The sequence below is a fragment of the Clostridium sp. genome, assembly GCF_050717635.1.
In the GTDB taxonomy this organism is placed as follows: Bacteria; Bacillota; Clostridia; order Clostridiales; family Clostridiaceae; genus Clostridium_AD.
This window is the reverse complement of sequence record NZ_JBOITO010000007.1, coordinates 148,369-169,414: the sequence shown is the minus strand read 5'-3', so window position 1 is coordinate 169,414 and position 21,046 is coordinate 148,369. Positions and strand designations below refer to the sequence as shown.

At 30.6% G+C, this 21,046-nt stretch carries 18 protein-coding genes; all 18 read right to left on the bottom strand.

Going from position 1 to position 21,046, the window contains the following annotated elements; translation table 11 throughout:
- Positions 1 to 72: 72 nt before the first annotated feature.
- Positions 73 to 1,233 (bottom strand): helix-turn-helix domain-containing protein, encoded by a 1,161-nt coding sequence (locus tag ACREWB_RS04100; RefSeq protein ID WP_431546208.1) that lies wholly within the window; start codon positions 1,231 to 1,233, stop codon positions 73 to 75.
- 21 nt (positions 1,234 to 1,254) lie between these two features.
- Positions 1,255 to 2,019, bottom strand: coding sequence for a DUF5986 family protein (locus ACREWB_RS04095; protein WP_431546207.1), 765 nt, complete (start codon positions 2,017 to 2,019; stop codon positions 1,255 to 1,257).
- Positions 2,020 to 2,545: 526 nt separating this feature from the next.
- The gene (locus tag ACREWB_RS04090) at positions 2,546 to 3,295 is read right to left on the bottom strand and encodes a hypothetical protein (RefSeq protein WP_431546206.1); all 750 of its coding nucleotides are present in this window, start codon (positions 3,293 to 3,295) and stop codon (positions 2,546 to 2,548) included.
- Between the two features lie 840 nt (positions 3,296 to 4,135).
- The gene (locus ACREWB_RS04085; RefSeq protein ID WP_431546205.1) at positions 4,136 to 4,486 is read right to left on the bottom strand and encodes a hypothetical protein; all 351 of its coding nucleotides are present in this window, start codon (positions 4,484 to 4,486) and stop codon (positions 4,136 to 4,138) included.
- Between the two features lie 22 nt (positions 4,487 to 4,508).
- Positions 4,509 to 4,643 (bottom strand): hypothetical protein, encoded by a 135-nt coding sequence (locus ACREWB_RS04080; RefSeq protein ID WP_431546204.1) that lies wholly within the window; start codon positions 4,641 to 4,643, stop codon positions 4,509 to 4,511.
- A 500-nt stretch (positions 4,644 to 5,143) separates the two neighbouring features.
- On the bottom strand, positions 5,144 to 5,575 hold the full coding sequence (locus tag ACREWB_RS04075) for a hypothetical protein (RefSeq protein ID WP_431546203.1): 432 nt from the start codon (positions 5,573 to 5,575) through the stop codon (positions 5,144 to 5,146).
- Positions 5,576 to 5,828: 253 nt separating this feature from the next.
- Positions 5,829 to 6,107, bottom strand: a complete 279-nt coding sequence (locus ACREWB_RS04070; protein WP_431546202.1) for a hypothetical protein — start codon at positions 6,105 to 6,107, stop codon at positions 5,829 to 5,831.
- Positions 6,108 to 6,261: 154 nt separating this feature from the next.
- Positions 6,262 to 7,962 (bottom strand): hypothetical protein, encoded by a 1,701-nt coding sequence (locus ACREWB_RS04065; RefSeq protein ID WP_431546201.1) that lies wholly within the window; start codon positions 7,960 to 7,962, stop codon positions 6,262 to 6,264.
- 294 nt (positions 7,963 to 8,256) lie between these two features.
- Complete coding sequence (locus ACREWB_RS04060) at positions 8,257 to 8,727, bottom strand: helix-turn-helix transcriptional regulator (protein ID WP_431546200.1); 471 nt, start codon at positions 8,725 to 8,727, stop codon at positions 8,257 to 8,259.
- A 1,061-nt stretch (positions 8,728 to 9,788) separates the two neighbouring features.
- Positions 9,789 to 9,926, bottom strand: a complete 138-nt coding sequence (locus tag ACREWB_RS04055; protein ID WP_431546199.1) for a hypothetical protein — start codon at positions 9,924 to 9,926, stop codon at positions 9,789 to 9,791.
- A 942-nt stretch (positions 9,927 to 10,868) separates the two neighbouring features.
- Positions 10,869 to 11,660, bottom strand: a complete 792-nt coding sequence (locus ACREWB_RS04050; RefSeq protein ID WP_431546198.1) for a hypothetical protein — start codon at positions 11,658 to 11,660, stop codon at positions 10,869 to 10,871.
- 498 nt (positions 11,661 to 12,158) lie between these two features.
- Positions 12,159 to 12,767 (bottom strand): hypothetical protein, encoded by a 609-nt coding sequence (locus ACREWB_RS04045; protein ID WP_431546197.1) that lies wholly within the window; start codon positions 12,765 to 12,767, stop codon positions 12,159 to 12,161.
- Between the two features lie 1,665 nt (positions 12,768 to 14,432).
- Positions 14,433 to 15,842, bottom strand: coding sequence for a DNA adenine methylase (locus ACREWB_RS04040; RefSeq protein ID WP_431546196.1), 1,410 nt, complete (start codon positions 15,840 to 15,842; stop codon positions 14,433 to 14,435).
- Complete coding sequence (locus ACREWB_RS04035) at positions 15,839 to 16,537, bottom strand: hypothetical protein (RefSeq protein WP_431546195.1); 699 nt, start codon at positions 16,535 to 16,537, stop codon at positions 15,839 to 15,841. Before ACREWB_RS04035 ends, ACREWB_RS04040 begins: the two co-directional genes overlap by 4 nt.
- Positions 16,538 to 16,734: 197 nt before the next feature.
- Positions 16,735 to 17,076, bottom strand: coding sequence for a hypothetical protein (locus ACREWB_RS04030; RefSeq protein ID WP_431546194.1), 342 nt, complete (start codon positions 17,074 to 17,076; stop codon positions 16,735 to 16,737).
- A complete protein-coding gene (locus ACREWB_RS04025) occupies positions 17,073 to 17,555 on the bottom strand; it encodes a hypothetical protein (RefSeq protein ID WP_431546193.1) in 483 nt (160 codons plus the stop codon). Before ACREWB_RS04025 ends, ACREWB_RS04030 begins: the two co-directional genes overlap by 4 nt.
- 624 nt (positions 17,556 to 18,179) lie before the next feature.
- Positions 18,180 to 19,046: a Swt1 family HEPN domain-containing protein gene (locus ACREWB_RS04020; protein ID WP_431546192.1), complete on the bottom strand. Its 867-nt coding sequence runs from the start codon at positions 19,044 to 19,046 to the stop codon at positions 18,180 to 18,182.
- 802 nt (positions 19,047 to 19,848) lie between these two features.
- Complete coding sequence (locus ACREWB_RS04015) at positions 19,849 to 21,033, bottom strand: glycosyltransferase family 4 protein (RefSeq protein ID WP_431546191.1); 1,185 nt, start codon at positions 21,031 to 21,033, stop codon at positions 19,849 to 19,851.
- Positions 21,034 to 21,046 lie beyond the last annotated feature (13 nt).

Here is a 21,046-nt window from a genome sequence, read left to right as displayed (position 1 = left end):
AGGATTAAAAATACAACTAATATCTACTTTTAAATTACGTATGATAACTTAGTACAGACATAAGAACTATGGTCATTTTTTTAATAGTATTGTAGGTTCAGAATTTGTTGTTATGTTTAAATAGCCTTTTGTCAAACCTGCCAGTTCTTCATACATATCAATGTTTAAAGACCCACAATATAGTTTTAAATTATCCAACAAGTCCTTTTTATTTAATACACTCTGATCAATCAGCATCTCAATAGCCTTTCTGAGAAGTGTAGGTTTTGGAATAATAAACTCATCGTCAAGTGGTTCATGTGTTCTCCAACCATTTTTCGAAACTTGTTTCATTAAATACTGATACTGATTATAATTAATTTCACCTAAAGAATGTGTTCTATAAATCATTGCTTGTATCGATACTCTCCATTTTTTCTTTAGCTCAACAAAAACATATAAGCTTGGATTTGATGGCAAATCTTTTAAAAAAGCATCTCTTGGTAATAAAAAGGATGATGCAAACAAATTAGCATCATGTTCATTATCTTTATAATCCTCCGTTGAAAGAGAGTCTTCATCAGAATTCATATGACCTAAAAGCCAGTGTCCCAATTCATGAGCTAAAGTAAATTGAAGCCTAGCGAAGGAAGGTATCGAACCATTATAAGGTGTTATCGCTATTTTTGCTAAGTCACCTACACCAACTAACTGGCTAACTGCATCAAATTTAACATCAGGTAGTAGAAACTGGGAGAGCAATATACCATTATTCTCCATAAAGTTAATCATGTTGCCTATTGGTAAATCCTCCATGCCATAATAATTACGCGCGTCTTCCGCAAATTTTTCAATGCTCTCATCATTTAAATTGTCTTCCTTTGAGAGCTGAAACAAATTCAGTGAAGGAAATTCAATGTGCTCATCTAGAAAAGAGTATATTTTTCCTCGTATAATATTTAACTCTTTCTGAGCTTCCTTTTGCTTTTTAGTAATAGAAGATCCCGCACGATAAAAACAGCTTCCGGAATAAATATCTTTCCAGTCGTCCTCTAAAAAAAAACTAGTTGGAAAGTTAAGTTTTTGAGCTAGCATAAAAAGATTTTCAGGTTTAGGCTGCACTTTACCTTTGCTCTCAAACTGCCACATAGCTTGCTTTGAAACGTCTATTAATTTAGCAAGTTCGGTGCTAGAAAGGCATCTTATGGTTCGAGCTGCCTTTAAACGTTCTCCATTGAAATTTTCTATTGACATAATCTTGCACCTCAGTTAATTTTATTTTCTAGACTCCGCATCTTGTATCCGCTTCTTAATTTTAACCTTCGCAGGAGCATCAAAAGTGGAAACATTATCAACCTCGGTGTCTATATTTCTCTTATCATATGTAGAATCATCATATTCAGGTACTTCAATTGATTTAATTGAAGAAGTCCAATCCTTACGATATTTAGTAGAAGTGTCACTCGCAACAACATTTACATAAATAGACTTAACACCTATGTTAGCATCAGGTTCAAAAGTTATTACAACGAAACGATTAATAGTGCTATTTATCTTATGTATTATAGCATTTTTAACAGATTCTTTTTTATATTTTGTTTCATTACATTGTGGTATATCCAAACTTAGTTGTCCATATACCTGAGGATATGCTCCCAAGTCGTTATTGATTAGTGTTAGACACTTCATATAGTGAGTACCACCCACAGATCCGCCTGAAATAATCTTATTAAAATTATTATCCTTCATCAATATATATACACAGGATGATAATATATTGAAGATAGTGATAAATTCATAAATCCCTCTTTTGTGCATTGTAACAGTATACCCATCATTAAATAATGTAGCACATTTTGCATTAATAGAATCCCATATGTCATTATATCTAGCATTATATGTAGGTGATGGAAATAGATTACGCTTAGATCGCACCTCTTCTATAGAACCCTTTACAATACATTTGAAAATTTCATTAATATTTTTCTCATCTATACCTAGTTCTGCTTCGATCTGTTTTCCAATCTCAAGGTCATTCATAAGTGATTTTCCTCCTGTTATTAATTAATATAATTATTGTACCAAATACATATAAAAAAGTCAAGTAATTAACCAATTTATTATTTACAGTCAAGCTTTAATGTATATTGTATAATTATATATAAAAATATATGCTATAACCAAAATGTTATAACAATCATTATCTACACATATTTAGCCTACCTCATCCGCTGATCAATCTGTTTATTTGATTTTTTGCCTATGTTAATATCCTCAACTATACTGCATGTCACATTTTTCGTCTATATAAAAACAAAAGGAGCTACAATTAATGTAGCTCCTTTCTTGAAGAGTATGTACTTAACAATTTTGCTCTATATAATCACCATATAAACATATTGTTTACTGTTTAATATGTAATTTTTCTAATTACTATTTTACTTTGTCACTTGCCTACCTATAACATAAATTCATTCTTTATACCTATAAACAATTCCTTTATCTACTTAAATACTGCCCTGCTATTCCTAAATCCTTATCTTCTAGTATACTGCTTTAATGTGTTTTAAATACTTTTATTTTCTTTTAATCGTCTTCCTATTGTATGTCTACTAACTTTTAGCATTCCGCCAATTTCCTCATTTGTATATCCCTGCTTCTTATATGCTAAAATAACTTCAATAGGAGCTGTATCTTTGTACGCCGCCGCCTTTCCTGCACTCATTCTATTAAGTCTTAATTCATTATCTGTTACATTTTTATTATTATTAAGAAAAGTATTATCTGCTTCCATGTTTTTTAATTGTTGCCTCAATTTCTCCTTTTCAATTCCCTGTTTTCTTAGCTCGGTCATTAATTCATCTCTACTTTCTTTCAACATATCATTTTTAATTCCTAAACGTCTAACTTTAGTACTTAGACTATCTATTGCATTTTCTTTAACCAACATAAGATAATCCATGTAGGAGTCTTTTTCCCCTTCAAGATATTCTATTTTCCCAGGCAGTTCTTTATTTGCTTCTAAATCCTTTATTTCCATTCTCTGCTCTCTTATGGTTACTTTAAGCTCTTCTTTACTATCATTAAGTATTTCATATTCAGCCACTAATAAACCCTTATCTTTATTAAGCTTTTTCATCTCAACCTTTTGTTTTTCTATTTTATCCCAAAATGCTATTACTAAAAATAGTGCCGTGTGCATGAGTTGTTCTTTGTTTAGTTGAGTGTGCTCACATATTTCACTAATACCTTCTTCATAAAAGAACTGTTCTTTTCTATTCGTTTTTAGTATCCTTTTTAACCATTCTTTATCCATAAATGATATACTCCTACTTTCATAAGTTTTTAGTTGTATTTAAGGTTTTAGAATTTATATTCTTATATTCAACATATGTAGATTTTAATGTAGTTCTGTTGCAAATATAAGTTTCAATTTACAAATTCACTGCATAACAAAAGGACCATTTAAAAACATAAGTTTATTAAATGACCCCATCCAATTTATCTTGTTATTTTTTTATTCACTTTGTATGTTATAAATTTATATTGTTTATATTTAAACCTTAATTAATCCCTAAAGCCTATATGATGTACACAAGTATTATTCCTTAATTTACATTGTCTGCTTTTTATTTATATTGTTTAGACTTAAGACTATTTCTATGTCATTTTGTTGCAAATATAAGTTCAATTTTGCACATTAAAGCCAATTTTCTAATGCTTAGTGTTTATTATTTCTCTACTGCTGTCTCTAAATTCTCTACTACTGTGTATCTATTCTTTACTTTGTCTCTAGATTCTCTACTACTGTGTGTCTAAATTCTCTAATGATGACTTTAAATTCTATGCTGTAATTCAAATCCTCCTATGCATTTCTTTAAACTATGACTACATTTGAACAACTCCAAGTAATATATATTATCTTATAGGTCTGATATTGTTTCTTCTGCTGCATCTTTGGTCTTATAATTGAATAAATCAAATTCTCCTGTGACATTATAAACACCCATTATCGGTCACTGACAGCTTATATCTTTGCTCCAGCATTCATCAAAGCCACATCGCCCTTTTATCTCTGGTTTTAGTGTTTCATAATACTTGTGCTCTGCTTGTTTTAATAGTTATATTGCCATCATTTAGTCACCTTACCACTGCCTTAATCATACCTTAATTCATTGAAAATTCCCATTTGGACAATAAAGTCTGCTGTGTCCGCATCTATGAAATTTGCATCCAAAGTGTCTCCAATGATTGCATTTTTTAAGTATGGCAGAACCAGATGCAATCCATTTAGTAGCTTATTTTTATTTAGCTCATAAACATTATTCTCAGTGCCATAGATCAATAGCACAGCTCCACTTGCTATTGACTTATTATTTTTATATTTAGATTTCACATCACAAATCCAGTATGAACTCCCACCCTCTTCTATAGCCATTTTTACTATCAAATCTAAGCTTTCATTTGATACATTCAATGTTACAGGAGTCTCAATAAGCTCACTCATTGTCAATTCCTCCCTCCTTTGACTATCCGAATATCACGTATTCACCAATGATATTCAATGCTTCCTCATAGCTACTGCTCTCAGTCACCCTTGATATCATATGACCTGCCTGCTCTTTCTGACCACAGGCTTGTAATGTTCTCCTTGCTATGGCCATTAAACTGAATATATTGCCATCCGCCCCAATTAAAGGCGCCATAGGTTTTTTATATTCCACCATTTTTAACTCCTTTCATAAAATACTTGGGGTGTATTATACAATCACCGTTTGGTTATTTCAAGACAAATAATTTGTTAATGTAACACCTGAAAATAGAGTAATAAATTAAAAAGGTTTACCATTCACTGATAAACCTTTTCTAATATTATAAATATAATATGTGTTGCCAATGTATATCCATATTGTTATATTCATTCCGAGTTACATACTTATATAAATAATATGTTGTTTTATATGCTTATGAAATAAATTAGGAAAGTGGTAAAACTGTTAATATAAAGATTTTTTTAATATTAACTCTATATAAACTCTAATAAAATGTATTTGCCTGAGCTTCTTTTGAAAGCTCCTGTGATACCTCATTATTTAGCTGCTTTTCCATTGTTTATATCTCAACTTCTATTTTTACATTGTCCGTTTCAATTACTTTATCTTCATTAGTATATCTTTTTTACTGAGCCATCTGAATTGAATTCTGTTCCCTCTTTGAATGATTTATCTTTTTCAAAACAAGGATATCCTACTCCGCTTCTTCGGAACTTAAAAGTACCTTCATACCATAGTTTACCAGATTCATCGAACAGCCTACCTAAAATAAAATATCGTGGGCCATAGTAGTTCCTGGGACCTTTATTGTATTCACCAATAAATTTTATATTTCCATTCCAATAATATTCTGTACCTGTCTCAATAAACCAGTCATTGAAGCAGCCCTCCATATGTTTTTGACCGTTAATAAAGTACTTAACACCTTGTCCACTTGGAACCAATTCTTTTACATTTGCACTATACTTCGTAAAACCTTCAAATTTAAGTTCTCCAGTAAGATAAAATATTTTTAGCCATGTTATTTTTTCATTTTCATTCATAAGTATTTACCTCGTCGTTTAAAATCTGTTCTGTGTAGAGCATATTGAAATCATAATATAAATCTTCTGCTAAACTTTTAGGAATATATTATTGCTGTAAGTTTTCGTGCTTGTATTAATTGGTTTATTTGTAATGTTAATATTATTATTAACATTAGTATTGTCCACATTTTATAAAGATTGAGATTATCATCAAAGCAAGAATCATCCGAAGCACCCCACTCATTACACACTACACAACGAACAAGAGTATCTATATAAACACAATTTTCAGCGTCAGCTGTTGCTTAAATAATATGTCTACAGTGTTTGAAACTTGCTTAAATTGCTCGTTTACTATACTCATCCTGTATCCAGATTGTAACTGTGTATAAGAACTACCCCCAACGCTACCATTACTTCCACCACTTCCTCCACCCCCATTATCATTGTCTCCAGGACCATCTGCAAACGCAGTGTACGGTAGAAGTGTTGTTATCAGTGCTGCTATTAATGCAATTGATAATGTTTTTTTAAACCTGTACTTTCCCATTCTTGTTTTACCCCCCCTCTACTTATTCTCTATTAAACCTGTCTATTACACCTTTTATTATGCCGGAATGCCTATATTAATATAGCCACCATCCTTATATGTGAATGGTGACTATCTTATTTAATGTTTCATAGAAATATATTCTAGTTGTTTTTTAAGGTTGTGGCTCTTCTCCAGGCACGTATATATGAAAGTTAGGGTCTGAAGTTGTAGTTCCTTCTCCACTTACACTTGAACCCTCAAGAAAATCCTCAATTCCATTGCCATTTTTATCTGTTGCTGTTACTTTACTACCACTGTTATTGCTCTTTTTAGTAGGTGTACTTGACTTTGTAGGCGTACTTGACTTTTTAGGTGTACTTGGCTTAACTGTAGGTAATGCTGTATTTTTCTTTTTCACTACTACTGCACTTGGAACCTTATTTACTTCTTCCAGTGTAGTTCCAAGCTCTATTGCCATACCCTCTAATAATGTTTTAGTGTCTGCCACTGACATGTTTTCTTTCTTACACCATCCTATTTGTACATCAATATAGTGCTTAACTTCAGTTAATGTCATTCCAGATGATAATTGTCTGTTTATGTCAAATGGCACTTTAGCTGGGTCTACCTCAGCGAATCCTTCTCCATATTCAAGACCATCTTCGTCTACTCCTAGTACCACACGTTCATCAGTTGAAGTTTTAAACTTATCTGGGTTTAGTTTACCATACTCAGCCTCACTTAAATATCCAAATAATTTGTTTTTTGCTAGTTGTACTTTTGCCATCAACATAATAGCCTCTGATTTACTGATTGTCTCATCCCATCTTGAATCTTTTCCATCTACTAAACCTAAGTCTTTTGCTACTACCATTGTATTGAATATATCACTTTGCATTCCTTTATTAGGATTTTGAAGCATATATCCTAGTGTATATGACTGCCATCTATCTTTTAGAATTACTCCTTTATTATCCTTTTCTTTAACTTTAAATCCTGCTTTCAATGCTAAATCTCCGGAGTTACTTGTATCATCATATGCATCTTCTTTTCCTGTTACTTTGGCTAATTGTTCAGGAAAGCTTTGATTTACTACCATGTATATAGCTTCTGCTCTAGATATACTTCCTTTGTATGAGTTACCATCTAAACTCTTATTCTCTACACTCAAGAATCCAAATTCATCTACCTGTGCTGCAAACTTAGTATAATCTGTTTTTCCACCAACTGCTGTGTCAAACTCACTATCATCTTTAAGTATGCTTACTCCATTGTAAGCTTTATAGGCTAGTGTGTAAAAGTCTTCTCTGCTTAATGACTGTGTAGGATTAAATGCTGATGGATTCTCACTACTTGGTAGTAGATTAAAATAAGCATTTAAAACTCCTGTTAATGCATAATTTACGTTCCCGTCTATATCTGTGTAGGCTGTATCTGCTGATTTTATAATTTTTGATTTTTTATCTGCATCATCCCAATACTTCATAAACACTTTATTTCTGAATGCATCCTCTAATGTCGTGTTTCCGTTTCTGTCTCCTACTTCATCTACGAATAAACATCCAGACTTACCGTTTATTCCACCCTCTGTTACTGTGTTTATATTAAATATTTCGTCTATACCTTGTCTGAATCCCGTGTTGTAATTTTTTAACTGGTCTAATTGAACCCAATCTAAGTCTTTTTGTTGCTCTCCAATAACTTTTATAGCATATGACGGTTTTGAACCCTCTAATACTATGCTCTGACCGCTGTCTATCATCTTAACCATTTCATCAGAGTCTATTATAGCACGCATATAGATTTGACTTACTATTATAACTATTATAACTATCATTCCAGTTATAATCATTTTCGCCTTATTCTTATTCATAAATCGCATATTTAAGCACCTCCTAAATACATATAAATCGTATACAATTATAATCCATATATTTCATATACTTACATATTACAATTGTAATTATAATTACATTATAAGTCAATAGAATAATCTGGTTTAGACCTTGTTTCTTTCACCACCTATTTCTTATGAAAACTATAATCATTTTTGGGCTTTCTTCTAAATCATTAAGGTGTAAGGTATTCGCTAGCCCTAATATTTTAAATTAACCTTACCTTCTTGATAAAAGTAATACCCTTCTCACCCACGTTAAATTCTTTGATTTTAATTGTCAGAATCTATATCTTTAAGTCTACGCCTTATCGTTGATTCACTTACCCCTAGCCTTTTTTTAATCTGTTCATAGGATAATCCAGCCATTTTAAGCTTATAAACTTCTTCTTTACTAGCCTTTTCCTTATAAGCTATTTTTACACCGGTCTTTAACTTTGCCTGCTGAACATAACATTTATTGTAGGTATCTATTAAACTCTCCGTTAATTTGAGTTTTTCAGCAAGTCCTTCATTATCGGCTTTAAGTTCATCATACAAGTTTTCATATACTTGTCCGGCAAATTTTTCATTGTCAATGTGTTCAATTACATTTAGCAGGAATCCAATATTGTTTACCAAGCTAGCACTGCCTGTTACCTTTGCTAACATCTCTTCATTATCTTGGCTAAAACTATTGTCACAATCACCACCAAGTATTTTTTTATATTTATTAAAGACTGCTTTTATTTTAAAGGTGTCCATTGATCTCATCTCCTTATTTAATAACTTTATTTTATATTTACATTAATGACTAAATGATAGCTTTTGATTCAAATAGCTGCTGTCTCTCTGATATTAAAATATAAAAAAAAACAAACATAAAGTATAAATTCTATTACTCCAGGTCTATTTTCTATTTATATTGACATCCAATTGTCAAACCATTGATTCCCCTAAACTTATTTATGTATTGGTAACATATCCTTAATTACGCTACCCCTTTTACAAAATACTTGGGGTGTATTATACAACCACTATTGGGTTATTTCAAGACAAATAATTTTTCTAATGTAGCACATGAAAACAGATTAGAAAAATTAATCCTCCAGTTATAATTACCCCTCACAATCGTTTCGCCTTTTAGTCCTATTGTAAAATTAGAATACTACTAGCTATTAGACTTATTGTTAAAGTAATACTGAATTTACTGTTTTGTATACTTATTTTCCCTATGTAAAAATTAAAAACCTCCAATATTAAATATTGAAGGCCTTTGTTGGTAAATAAACTATAATTGCGTCGTACTACCTTACTGCTTATGCCTAAATTCTCATAAACTCTCCTAAACCTGATTTACTCAAAACACCCTAAAAGCCCATACTTATTACTAGAAGCCAATCCACCTCAAATATCTACTCACATGATTCATTCCAAGTATCCCTTTTCCTTAACACGGTTTCCTCTAAGTCACCTGTTACATCCATGAACGCAGTAATTTATACTCATCGTTAAGCAACAGCTCCACAGTTCCCAATTCATAGTGCAGACAATTCCGTTAACCCTCCAGCACTCTTGCCATTTCAATACCCTTAGTCATTCCATTGTTTAGTTTTGATTAATTCACTTACTCTCAGTTTATGAGTCAACTATTCCTTATTCAAATATAAGTCTATGAATAAGGATATTATTTTTATCTATGACGGTGGATGTATTTTACTATATGTATTTTCTTATTTGATTTAAGACTATAATTATTTACAATAAGCCTTTAAAAACCTTAAATTTAAAATATTATTTGTCTTGATGACTAAAACAGTCTTTTACTACTCATCTTTCTTTAACTCATCCTTAATTAATGAAATCAAAATTCTCACTAGCCCAAGTAATTCTACTAACACTCTTGTACATATGACCATTATTACTAAATATATTCCTGCCAAAACACCCTGTATAAACTGCATATTTTACAACTCATCAACTCTTTTTTGAGGAATTATACCGCATATTAAATTTAATAAATATAGCTTTTCAAAAAAATTTTTCACTTAAATTTATTTGATACACAAATTCAAGTGAATAATCTGATTTATTTCACAGTTATTAATTTACCTATACAACATTTAATAACTATAATTTGCTGATTTTATTAAATATAAAGTCATTGATTTTATCAGTGCTTAGTTTTCTATATTTCATTTTTATACTGTCCTTCGTATTTCTCGCCGTTAGAATAGCATATAGTATGCACACCGTCAGCTAAATCAATTTGTACCTCAGTTTCATATTTATTGTAATTACCTTTATATTTTTGTTTAATTGTTTATCATTCCCTTTACTGTTCCAATTTAAGCCAACTGGAAAAACCCCCTTATTTGTTGAATGAAAAATGCTTTAAAAGGCACTCTTGAGAATACCTTTTTTCTAATTGTTGCTCATAATTGAACCCTACATTGTTATTAACCTTAGTAATACTGTTTACACTAATAAATCTAATGATATATTAAAAGCCTGTAATGCCTACATTGAATTATATACTGTCTAGCTTAATACCCACAATGTCTGCATAGTGTCATATAGTTGTATATCTTGAAACTTATAGAAGTAAGATAGTTTTAACTCAAAGCTGACTTATAAACCTTTCTTTTATATATGTTCATTTAGTTGGATTTTGTAAATTTAATTTTAGCTTCCACTGCATCCAAGTCACATCCCACTTTCATTTTATCCTAATGACTATAGATTGTATCGACTTGCTTTCACCCCCCCTCTGCAAATAACTTCTACAAAAAGGATCAAAAAAATTTTAATAAGTACAAAAATAACAGACCCCAGTATTTTTATAACTATAGGTCTGTTATGATCATAGTATTTATATTATTTTCAGTCTAAAAATCCTCACATTCTTAGTATTCATCTAGCCAACCCGGAATTATTATCACCTCTTGCTCTTCCCTATCATTTGTATATGCTATTACTTGATTTATGTGAAATTCCTCCACTACTACTTCCTGCCCTGATTTATTGAATCGCTTACTGAACCTTTCAACAACAGTTTTGTTAATTGTATAACTTAAAGCAAACTCATCTGATAAACTGTCCTCAGTAATTCCCCTATATAGAGTAATAAAACCATCTTTATCTAAATATTTTTTTAATGCTCTTTTATTTTCTTTCACTCGTAACTTGAATTGTTCTTCTGTCTCACCATCAATTATCTCATTCAGGTATTCAAAGAATTCAGCTTCTCTAAATGGGTAATTGGTATATATTTTTAGTGTTAATATTTTTAATTTATGTGCTTGAGGAATTTCATTGTATATTTCCTTGAAATAGTCCCAGATCTCATAATTTATAGAACCATCCTCTTTTCTATTGCCCATTAACCCGGTAACACTTTCAAAACGATCAATACACTGCTCCAATGAAATGCTTGTCTCCATTTTATTTTTAATTTTAGCAACCTTTATGCATTCTACACTGTATTTTTGCTGCTCAACTATTTTTTTTCGTATTAAAACCTGGTATTTATTATTTTCAACCTTAATGTCTAATTTTTGTATACTTGCATCTAATTTTTCTATTTTTGAACTACTCCTATTAACATTGCTGTTTAATGTTGATATCAGGTCCTTCTTACCACCCCCTACCTTTGTTGATGTTTGATTCTTATCTAGAATATTTAATATTATTTCCATTGTTAATCCCCCTCGTATTTTTAATTTATTATCTGCCTATCTTTTAAAATACTGAATAAACTAACAACTAAATTTTCTAATTTTCAAAAACTCACTTTTATCACTATTGCTGTATCTGTTGAATTTAGCCCTGCACTACTTGTTTTTTATAACAGTTGAATGCAGTTTTTAGAACCTTACGCAATTAATCATAATTAGATTTAATTTTATTGAAATGCAGAAACACAATATTTGCCCTAATGTAAAACTATCACTTTAAGTCTCCGTCGTATCGTCATATGTATCTAATTGGTACTTACTTTATTAATACTGTATATGGTTAAATTCCAATGTATACCCTGTTTGCACAGTTACTACGCTTGTATAACTTAAAACATATACTGCATTCATGTTTCATTCATCTGTCTATAATTGAAACAATAGAAGTATGTTATTTTTCATTAACCCCCAACAAATAGTTGATAAAACTCATCCTTTTATATTTTTATACACCTGCTTTTACCTCCCATTTAATTCCTTAAAGAAATCTTTCAATGCCTTCTCAGAGTCGATATATTTACCCTTTAATCTACTTTTATTACCAATTTCATTGTGAGCATGCTTGCTGATATACCACAAATGTTGTATTCTATTGTCCCATGTTAGACTATTATGATGTATTACTAGTTGATCATCTAGTTTAACTAGCCCTCCAAAAATAGCATAGCTAATTAGTATCCTCTCAACTGTCAGTTGTGTCGTCTCTAAATTACCTTTATTAAGCTTATCAGGTACATTCCAAAATACCCGTTCTCGGTTTCCACCACATTTCTTAACACATAATGAATAACCTTTTAGTATTTCAACTGCATCAATAGAATTGTTCCAGTAATTGCTGTATTTTAAATGCCTATCAGTTACTATAAATTTATTCTCTATTACATTTATTAATATAGTATCTAACATTAAATCAGGAGCAACTTCATAATAAGTATTTTTGTTTTTAGGATTTCTGCCTACCTCATAAATATTGCCTAGTTTAATTGCTTCCTGAAGCATATCCTCATTCATTGTGATAAAGCTTTTATTACAGTTTATTTGTGAGTCTAGAAATTCTTCCATAATCATATCAAACAGCCCCTTTAAATTTTATTAGTTTTATTATTTTTAATATTGGTATGATAATTTCTCCTTTAATTTTTATTATTAATTTAGTTACTATCACTCTCTTATATTTGATGCCTGGTCTTCCCCGCTAAACTTTTGATAATTTGTTATTAATATGGTAATATTTACCATATTAACTTTCGTTTTTCTTTTACCTCCTTACCTGTTTATATCTATACGTATATAGGTAAGCATATTTTTTCAACTAATTTTCAATACATTTCCACTGCTTACCCTATCAACCAATGTATATATTTTCTCACTTTTTTAATTTCTATTTTCTGCGCTTTTATATTTAATATAAGTTATTCATTTTTCTCCTTAATCATTACATTATCAACTTATGTTGATCGCATATCATTATATTGCTTTACTTATTAAACCTTTAAACTCTACAAAGTATACTTTATCCATGAATGCCCTCCCCCTTATTTTTTATCTTTAAATTTATATTCAATATTTTAAGATATGTATTTTTAATAGTCGTTTTGATTCAAACATAAGTTTCTATTTTGATACATTCATGCATTAAAAAAGATCATTTATCAACTCATTGGTTGTTAAATGATCTTATCGTATTTACTACTTGTACATCTTTTTTCTAATTGCACTCAATTAATCACTATTTAATGCTGTTTTGCTTCAAATGTAAAACCTATTTAAACATTTTATGCTAGACAACTATTCTCCATTTGTATTCCTTATTAAAGCCTTGTATATTTTTCACTCTTTATTTCCTTACAAGTGTCCCAAATCACCTGTTAATTACCTTAAAATTTTCTTACTTTGTTTATGCCATTCCTACTGGGTATGTTACCCTTTCTTACTTTGTTTGTAACTCATTGTACTTGTTTACTTATAAACCCCTTTATGTTATATCTAAAAACTGCTTTTGCATCAAATTTTTAAGCCATGTTATCACTGTGTCACATAATGATATTGATCATACTCAATATATGTATGCTATTTAAAATAGAAGTTTACCTTGAAAGCCACATAAACCTATTAAACCCTATTTTGTATCAGTTTGTTAACCCCCAACTTTACACGCTCTCATTTGCTACTATTCACTTATTAAAAATAAATAGGTGTAATTGTAACACAGCGAAATGCCATCACTTAATCATCCAAAATCTACAGTTCTGCCCGTTTCAATCCGATAACCTAACCCACTGACTTCTTTATGTATACATGATAAAAGTGCCTATCATCTTCAGTCTACCCATTTAAAAATCAATGGTTGGGAATGTTTTACCTTTAACCTACTAGGTATATATTATTATGTAGTTATCTGTCTATAGTTTTTCCAGTTACTATTTTAATTACTAATCTATATGTTTATTTAATGGCATTATTTTATAAAAATTTATAGTTACATATGTATTTTCATAACTTAGTAATAAATCATGAATAATAATTGTAGTTTTAGAATGATGAACGCTATCAAATATTTAAACGCAAAAAACAAACCTAATTTAATTAGAAGCTTATTACATATTTTCAATATAGATATAATATTTTATCAGTTTTATAAAAAACAGTATATGGTTACACCGGATACATTGGTTACGCGGTTACAACCATTTTATGGTATTTTTATCACTATATATTATTTTAAATCCGATGTCAATAGTTATACCAAAGAACTTCTATCCTCTCGTTATTTTCCTTGCTTCCGACACCAGTTGTAGTTGCAAATTCTAAACGTCGCCAGCCTCTATCCTCTGAAAGATATTTTTTATACAATAACAAATCATAGTTAGATACTAATATTTTACACTTGGCATCACATATGCATCTTAGAAAGCTCTCATGGTTTTCATATTCAAAAGACATAGGATAAACCTTACCTAAGTTAGCGTTATCGAAACCCTTATTTCTCAGTTTCTTTTTAGCTATTACAATCTCTTTTTTTAATTTTTTAATTTCTTTTTTCTTATTTTCTACTTCAAGTTTATTTATTTTCTTGTTAATTACGTCTATTTCATTTAATAGAGCTTCCCTTCTTAATTTAATAGCTCTAGACAAATTTTCTTCGTCCTCCCATTCAATGTCCTCCAACAGTCCACACTCTATGTCTGGAGAAATATATGAAGGGTCTGCATAGATCATAACTCTAGGATTAGTGATCCACTTATTCATAAGAGAGTCCCTGTATTTAATATCATCACAATTATTAGATTCAGACAATTCTTTCTTCTGCATATCAGAATCAAAATAATGTTTGAAAAAATCCATAGCATCTATCTGATAAATAATTACATTTTCCATTCTTTCCGCAGCATCAAATAACTTAAGTAGCTTCTTTCTATATTGAGCTGTGGACTTGAATTTCGCCGAACTCCAGACTTTACCCATGGCATCCATACTTTGTTCAATTACTATATAGGTTGCTTCTGCTAAATCCATATCTGATATGTTTACATCCAGCCTATCTCTTGTACGCTCTATTAAACCTTGTTCCTGCTTTAAATCTTTTATTACTGCATAGGAATCAAATAAATATTTTACCTTTTCTACTAACAACGCTATTTTTTCTTTTTTCTCATCTTTAATCTTTACTAATAATTCGTTAATTATTTTTTCATTTCCAGCTTTTTCGGATTCGTCTAAAATTGAATGAAAAGCCTTTAACTTATCTGTTGCTTGCATAATCTTATATTCTACAAGTAACCCTTTTAATTCCTCAGCTAAACTATCCCTACTATATTCATCAAAATCAGTATTGCATATATCATATATTTTCTTTGCACTGTTAAATTCTTCTTGACTGTACTCTGTTTCATACAACCTATATATTAACTCTCTAGAAAGTTCAGAGTCTGACATAACACGCATTAAAGCAACAATGCCATCTCCATAATCATTGTATACCTCTTCCTTGTGTCTAGGCTTGTTTAACAATGTCCTACACCCGCCACCGAAGGGTTCTACATAAATATCACTGTCATCATAATCCAATAAAGATGCTATTAGAGAAGACATCCTCGCTTTTCCTCCGTAATAAGGAATTATAGAAAGCGTCTTACTACTCATTTTACTACCTGCACTCTTTCTTTTTCTATATCTTCAGACTTATTTGGTATGTATTTCTCAATTTCAGATACGTTAATGCTAATTACTCTAATTGGTTTTTCAGTTGGTTTAAGCCTTACTATATTAGTAGTCCTGCCTTTAACACATTTGAGGAACTTTTTTTTACTAAGCCATTCTTTAATCTTAACTAAATCATAAATTTTGAAGTCACTTTCATTAATTAGCATATTAAATTCTTCAACAGGTATATGATAATATTCATCTTTTGTATGAAACTCTGTAATAACTGAACCAATCATTGATAGTATGCCTTCCGTACCCTCCATAATTTTATCATCAACCATTTTGGGTGCATTTTCATCTTCAACTGGATCAGTTGCTTCTAAATACATATAAGCCTTCTCAATTTCCTTTTGAAAATCTTTGTATACAAGCTCGCTGAATGCAACTCCATACTTCATAAAGTCTTTCAAATCTTTATCGAGTCTATAAATGAATGTATCAACTACACCATTTTTACCATCATTATAAAAACATTCAATGCGTAAACTTTCTTCATATTTTTTATTTTTATATCTTGTTAATTTGAATGAAAATGATTGTTCAATTTCATATTTAATACTTTTATTGCTTACTTTAATAGTACCAGCAGCTTTATCTGTTTCCCATAGTATCTTTTTATAATCTTTGTTCATAACCGGCCCCCCCTTTATTGTCGAACGATGCAATGTTTACCTAAATTTTAGCATATTATATACTGCAAGTCCATCTTGTTCTCTTTTAGTTATTAGATTTATTCTCCACGTTTTACTTTTATCAACCAGCTTGATTAATAAATAATACAAAAGACTGAAGAATTATTTCTCAAGCCTTTTGTATTATTTTCATTTACTTATACCCTATTCACATGGAAAACTGCATTTGCCTTCTGACAAACTCTTCTGTCCCATCTTCTATTTCCGTATAGTTTCTTTGATATTCCACCGACATATCTTGATAAGCTTAAATCTGATACATCAAGATCAACTGTACTATATTCAAGCTCTAACTTGTCCCCATGGACTGTCATTATTTCCATTTCCCTGTCACCTCTCCATCGCCTGTTTGCCGCTGCTAATTCCTGCTCTAAATCCTGTATAAATTCATCTGTTTCTGTAAACGCATTACTACTTTTGGGTTTGTTAAGTGTCACTGTGAATTTCTGGAAATATCTAAATGGTCGTCTTAATTTCATATTTTCCCCTCCAATTTCTCATCCATGCTCTTAACATGCTTCAATATTTGCTCCAGAAGCTCATAAACACCTGGCTTCTCAAATTCTCCTATATCTACAGCTTTAATAACATTTTGCAGCTCTACCTTGTTTGTTTCAATACTATTGTCAGCCTCTTCTTCCATCGTTAATGTAAAAATCCGCCCCTTAACCCTCGTCACTTCTTCGTTCCATCCCATTTCGTGGGCCAACTTCCTTGATACACTTTGAAGGTACTTTGATATTGTCCTACTACCATTGATTTTGTCGAGAGAGCTATACCTCATTTTTACTGATATGCCGTCAAATCCCAGTATTTCAAGCATTCTGTCCCCAGCCCATTCTTCGTTTGTTTTCTGAACCGCCTCCTTTAAATCATGTATTAGTTTATTCCCTTCGATAAACCTTGCTCCCGGTTTCGGCCTAGCTAATGTTGCGGTAAATTCTTTAATGAAATTCACTATGAATCACCCTCCTTGTTACTGTTTTGTTCAAATCAACTGTCTTGATATTATTTTATACTATAAATCTCCGCGTGTCAATATAAATTCTATGTTTTGTACTGTTTTGTTAAAATCAGGTTGTCAACTAAAAAAAAGATACTGTTTCCACGAGCATCTTCTGTTAACCCTTGCTATTCTCAATATATTCCAGTAGGTCTTTCTTAATTTCTTGCATCCTTTCGTTTTCTGCAATTACCTACTATGGATCTCATATTTTTGATGTTTTTTCTCTTACAACAATCTGCTTATGCATTCATTAGGGAGTACATATATTTTATTTAACCCAGCTTTTCTATCATTTTATAATTATATAGTGTACTTAGCAGTTGATGATGGGAAGTAGCATATATAAAGGGATATAAATGAATTTATTTTAAATATACATGTTTCATTAACTTGTCTCGTACAATTTTAGATTATTAATGTTAAAAATTAATAATTTCTAAATATTAGGATATAATTATATAAAGAACTATTTATTCTTTAAAGCCAACTTGACCGTTCATCAGTATAGGCAATAACAAATTAAACCTAATTCACATAATTAATGTCCTAATATAATGCTAGCTTCTTATTTTAAAACTACTTATATGCAATTGAAATTTGTTTCAATATTACATTATAATATGTTTTTATTAAATTCCTCTCAGTATCTTCAATGTAGCTATTATGAGCAATAAGGTTTCTACAGTCTGCCATTTCACTTAATTTTGGTATAACAAATTCTCTATTAGGAAAATAATCCTTAAACAGGTCCCAATTGTTATCTATTAAATTTCCCAAATCTTTGAAATCCAAATAAAATAATTCATTGCCTCTAACACTTAACCATTTTCTACTTTCTGCATTCAACTTCCTTGTTTGAAGTGTATTCTGCAATGCTTTCGGTACTACAATCTTCTGAAAGTAAACCTCCCCATGTGTTGCCTTACATACTTTCTCTATAAATAATCTTAGTGAATTTTCAACAGCATATAAGTATGTATATACTTCAGCCATATGATAACCCTTTACTCTTATATCTTCTGGTAAAAGTTCATTAACAACTTTATAAGATATAGAATTAATGTTTTTTTCTAAATCTAATAATAAATCATCTTCCAAATCAAAGTCTTTAGTTAAATCCAGTGTAATAGTAGCACTCTTTATATCATAGCCAACATTTGACGGGATTAACTCAGTACAAATACTATTTAATATATTTTTAGTTTCTTCAGTATCCAAAAATTTCTTATGCGCTGGATTAACATGAAATGTCACAAATGCTGCCATAGCATTACTCCTACCCCAACCTCCAACATAAAAGGAATAACCATCTGCTGAAATTTCTACACTTGCACTCTTTAATAAATTTGCGATATCATACTTGTCTTTTTCTTTTAAAGTGTAAATTATCCCATCCATTAATTTTTTATTTGTAAATGGTAAAGAATATGTAAAATCACTCATAACATAGCTCCTTTCCTTTAACACTAACTATAGTATATTTGCTGATTGTATCAACTAAATTGTGGTATAAAATATGAAAATTGATTTTACTCCCACCTCCAATAAATTAGGTTCACATCTCTAGTTTAAAACTTAACTACTATTTTATTAATTCTCCTTTTATTTTACAATTCCTTTAATTAATCACCAAATGTTACCATAACCAAGGCGTAGCGTCGTCCTATTTTATTATATGATCACCTTCTTGTATCATCTTGACGCAAAAATAAAAACCGTCCCACTCATATTTAGAGTATCAACGGTTTTTAATTTTCCTATATATTTTAGGTATTATCTTCATTAAGCAATTTATTTTAATATAGTTTCCAAGTTTTTTAAGTGTTTTAACACATAACATGTAGACTATTCCACTTTTCATCTTAATTTTTACAGCCTCATATTTAACTATATTTAAATAAATAAAAGTCTCATATTCTCATAAAATCTATATAGCCAAACCATAGCCAACATACCCGAATAGGCAGTAAAAGGCACCAAAATGCAAGGTTAGACACCAAATTTTGGCTACTCTATTATTAAAGCTAAATCAGCTCCAAACCCTTATAAATCAAGGCTTTAATTCCATTCTAACATGCCACTTTTTCAAATTGAACGCTGAAATGCCATCCAAGTACTCTCCCAACTGAGCTACATCCCCTCATACTAAATTGGTCTTTTAAATATTCACTCAAAAAACCTCTTTGGTTTCATCTATTTAGTCTATTATATTATAAAAAAGGATATATTGCCAACCTTTATTTAATTAGGTTACCTTTTGATTTTGTAACATATAAGTTTGTTTCTCAACTTCCATATAGACCTTCTCAACATTTTCGCCAAAGCAGGTAGATGACAAGGGTCCTATTCCACTATAAGCATTCTTAACCATTATGCTTGATCCCTCTTTATCCATTAAAGTTTGAAATAATATTTCAGTTAAATTTTCATCTTTATAAAAAAATCTTCCGTTATATTTGTCCCTAATTGCCCCATCTAAATTTTTATCGTACTTAGCCACTACTGGTATTTGTGCAGCCATAGCCTCTGCAAAGGTTAATCCTTGTGTTTCAGTCAGAGATGCACCTACAAATACGTCTCCCATCTGATAATACTTTCCAATTTCCGAGTAAGGCCTTTCACCAATAAACACTACAGATTTATCAATGCCAAGCTCTTTAGTTAAAGTTTCTAAATTTTCACGTTCTGGTCCATCACCTACAATTAGAAGTTTACAGTTGGGTATTTTGCAAATTAGATCTTTCATGCTCTTTATAATTATATCTACGCTTTTTTCTTTTGCTAATCGTCCAATAAATAATACAACTGGCCCATCTTCATTTATTCCAAAAGATTTCTTTTCCTCTTTGATAAGCTCTTCATCATAATTTTCTTTCTGGAAGGGTTCAATATTAACCCCAGTAGGTATAACATCTATATGTCTTTCTAAACCATAATTCTGCAACGCATCTTTAACCTTTAATGTGGGTACTATTATAGCACTACAATCTCTACAATATAATTTACTTACTTTTTTAGCAAATTCAGAAGCTGGCTTAAGCATTATACCGCGGGATACGTAATGAATATAATCCTCATACATAGTATGGTACGTGTGAACTACAGGGATATCCAATTTTTTAGCAACTATTCTTCCAAATAGACCTATACTAAATTCCGTTTGTGTATGTATTATGTCTAAGTCTAATTTTTTTATTTTATTCATTATTTTACGTGAATATATCATCCCAACTCTTTGAGATGGCAAAAGGAAAAATGGTATACTAGGCAATCTAATAACACCTTCTTGCTCCTCTCCATCTGGATGTGTAACTGTGATAATTGTTACACTATGTCCAAGTTTACTTAACTCATTTTTTAATATCATAGTAGAAGTAACTACTCCACTTACTTGTGGATAATAAGCATCAGTAAAAATTCCAATATTCATAATCATTCCCCTT

Bases quoted from the DNA above. Each gene is read 5' to 3' on its own strand.
- ACREWB_RS04095 (WP_431546207.1), bottom strand. From the start codon at position 2,019: ATGAATGACCTTGAGATTGGAAAACAGATCGAAGCAGAACTAGGTATA.
- ACREWB_RS04080 (WP_431546204.1), bottom strand. From the start codon at position 4,643: ATGGCCATAGCAAGGAGAACATTACAAGCCTGTGGTCAGAAAGAGCAG.
- ACREWB_RS04040 (WP_431546196.1), bottom strand. From the start codon at position 15,842: ATGAGTAGTAAGACGCTTTCTATAATTCCTTATTACGGAGGAAAAGCG.
- ACREWB_RS04070 (WP_431546202.1), bottom strand. From the start codon at position 6,107: ATGGGAAAGTACAGGTTTAAAAAAACATTATCAATTGCATTAATAGCA.
- ACREWB_RS04050 (WP_431546198.1), bottom strand. From the start codon at position 11,660: ATGGAAATAATATTAAATATTCTAGATAAGAATCAAACATCAACAAAG.
- ACREWB_RS04055 (WP_431546199.1), bottom strand. From the start codon at position 9,926: ATGCAGTTTATACAGGGTGTTTTGGCAGGAATATATTTAGTAATAATG.
- ACREWB_RS04060 (WP_431546200.1), bottom strand. From the start codon at position 8,727: ATGGACACCTTTAAAATAAAAGCAGTCTTTAATAAATATAAAAAAATA.
- ACREWB_RS04075 (WP_431546203.1), bottom strand. From the start codon at position 5,575: ATGAATGAAAATGAAAAAATAACATGGCTAAAAATATTTTATCTTACT.
- ACREWB_RS04045 (WP_431546197.1), bottom strand. From the start codon at position 12,767: ATGATTATGGAAGAATTTCTAGACTCACAAATAAACTGTAATAAAAGC.
- ACREWB_RS04065 (WP_431546201.1), bottom strand. From the start codon at position 7,962: ATGAATAAGAATAAGGCGAAAATGATTATAACTGGAATGATAGTTATA.
- ACREWB_RS04035 (WP_431546195.1), bottom strand. From the start codon at position 16,537: ATGAACAAAGATTATAAAAAGATACTATGGGAAACAGATAAAGCTGCT.
- ACREWB_RS04100 (WP_431546208.1), bottom strand. From the start codon at position 1,233: ATGTCAATAGAAAATTTCAATGGAGAACGTTTAAAGGCAGCTCGAACC.
- ACREWB_RS04020 (WP_431546192.1), bottom strand. From the start codon at position 19,046: ATGAGTGATTTTACATATTCTTTACCATTTACAAATAAAAAATTAATG.
- ACREWB_RS04030 (WP_431546194.1), bottom strand. From the start codon at position 17,076: ATGAAATTAAGACGACCATTTAGATATTTCCAGAAATTCACAGTGACA.
- ACREWB_RS04085 (WP_431546205.1), bottom strand. From the start codon at position 4,486: ATGAGTGAGCTTATTGAGACTCCTGTAACATTGAATGTATCAAATGAA.
- ACREWB_RS04015 (WP_431546191.1), bottom strand. From the start codon at position 21,033: ATGAATATTGGAATTTTTACTGATGCTTATTATCCACAAGTAAGTGGA.
- ACREWB_RS04090 (WP_431546206.1), bottom strand. From the start codon at position 3,295: ATGGATAAAGAATGGTTAAAAAGGATACTAAAAACGAATAGAAAAGAA.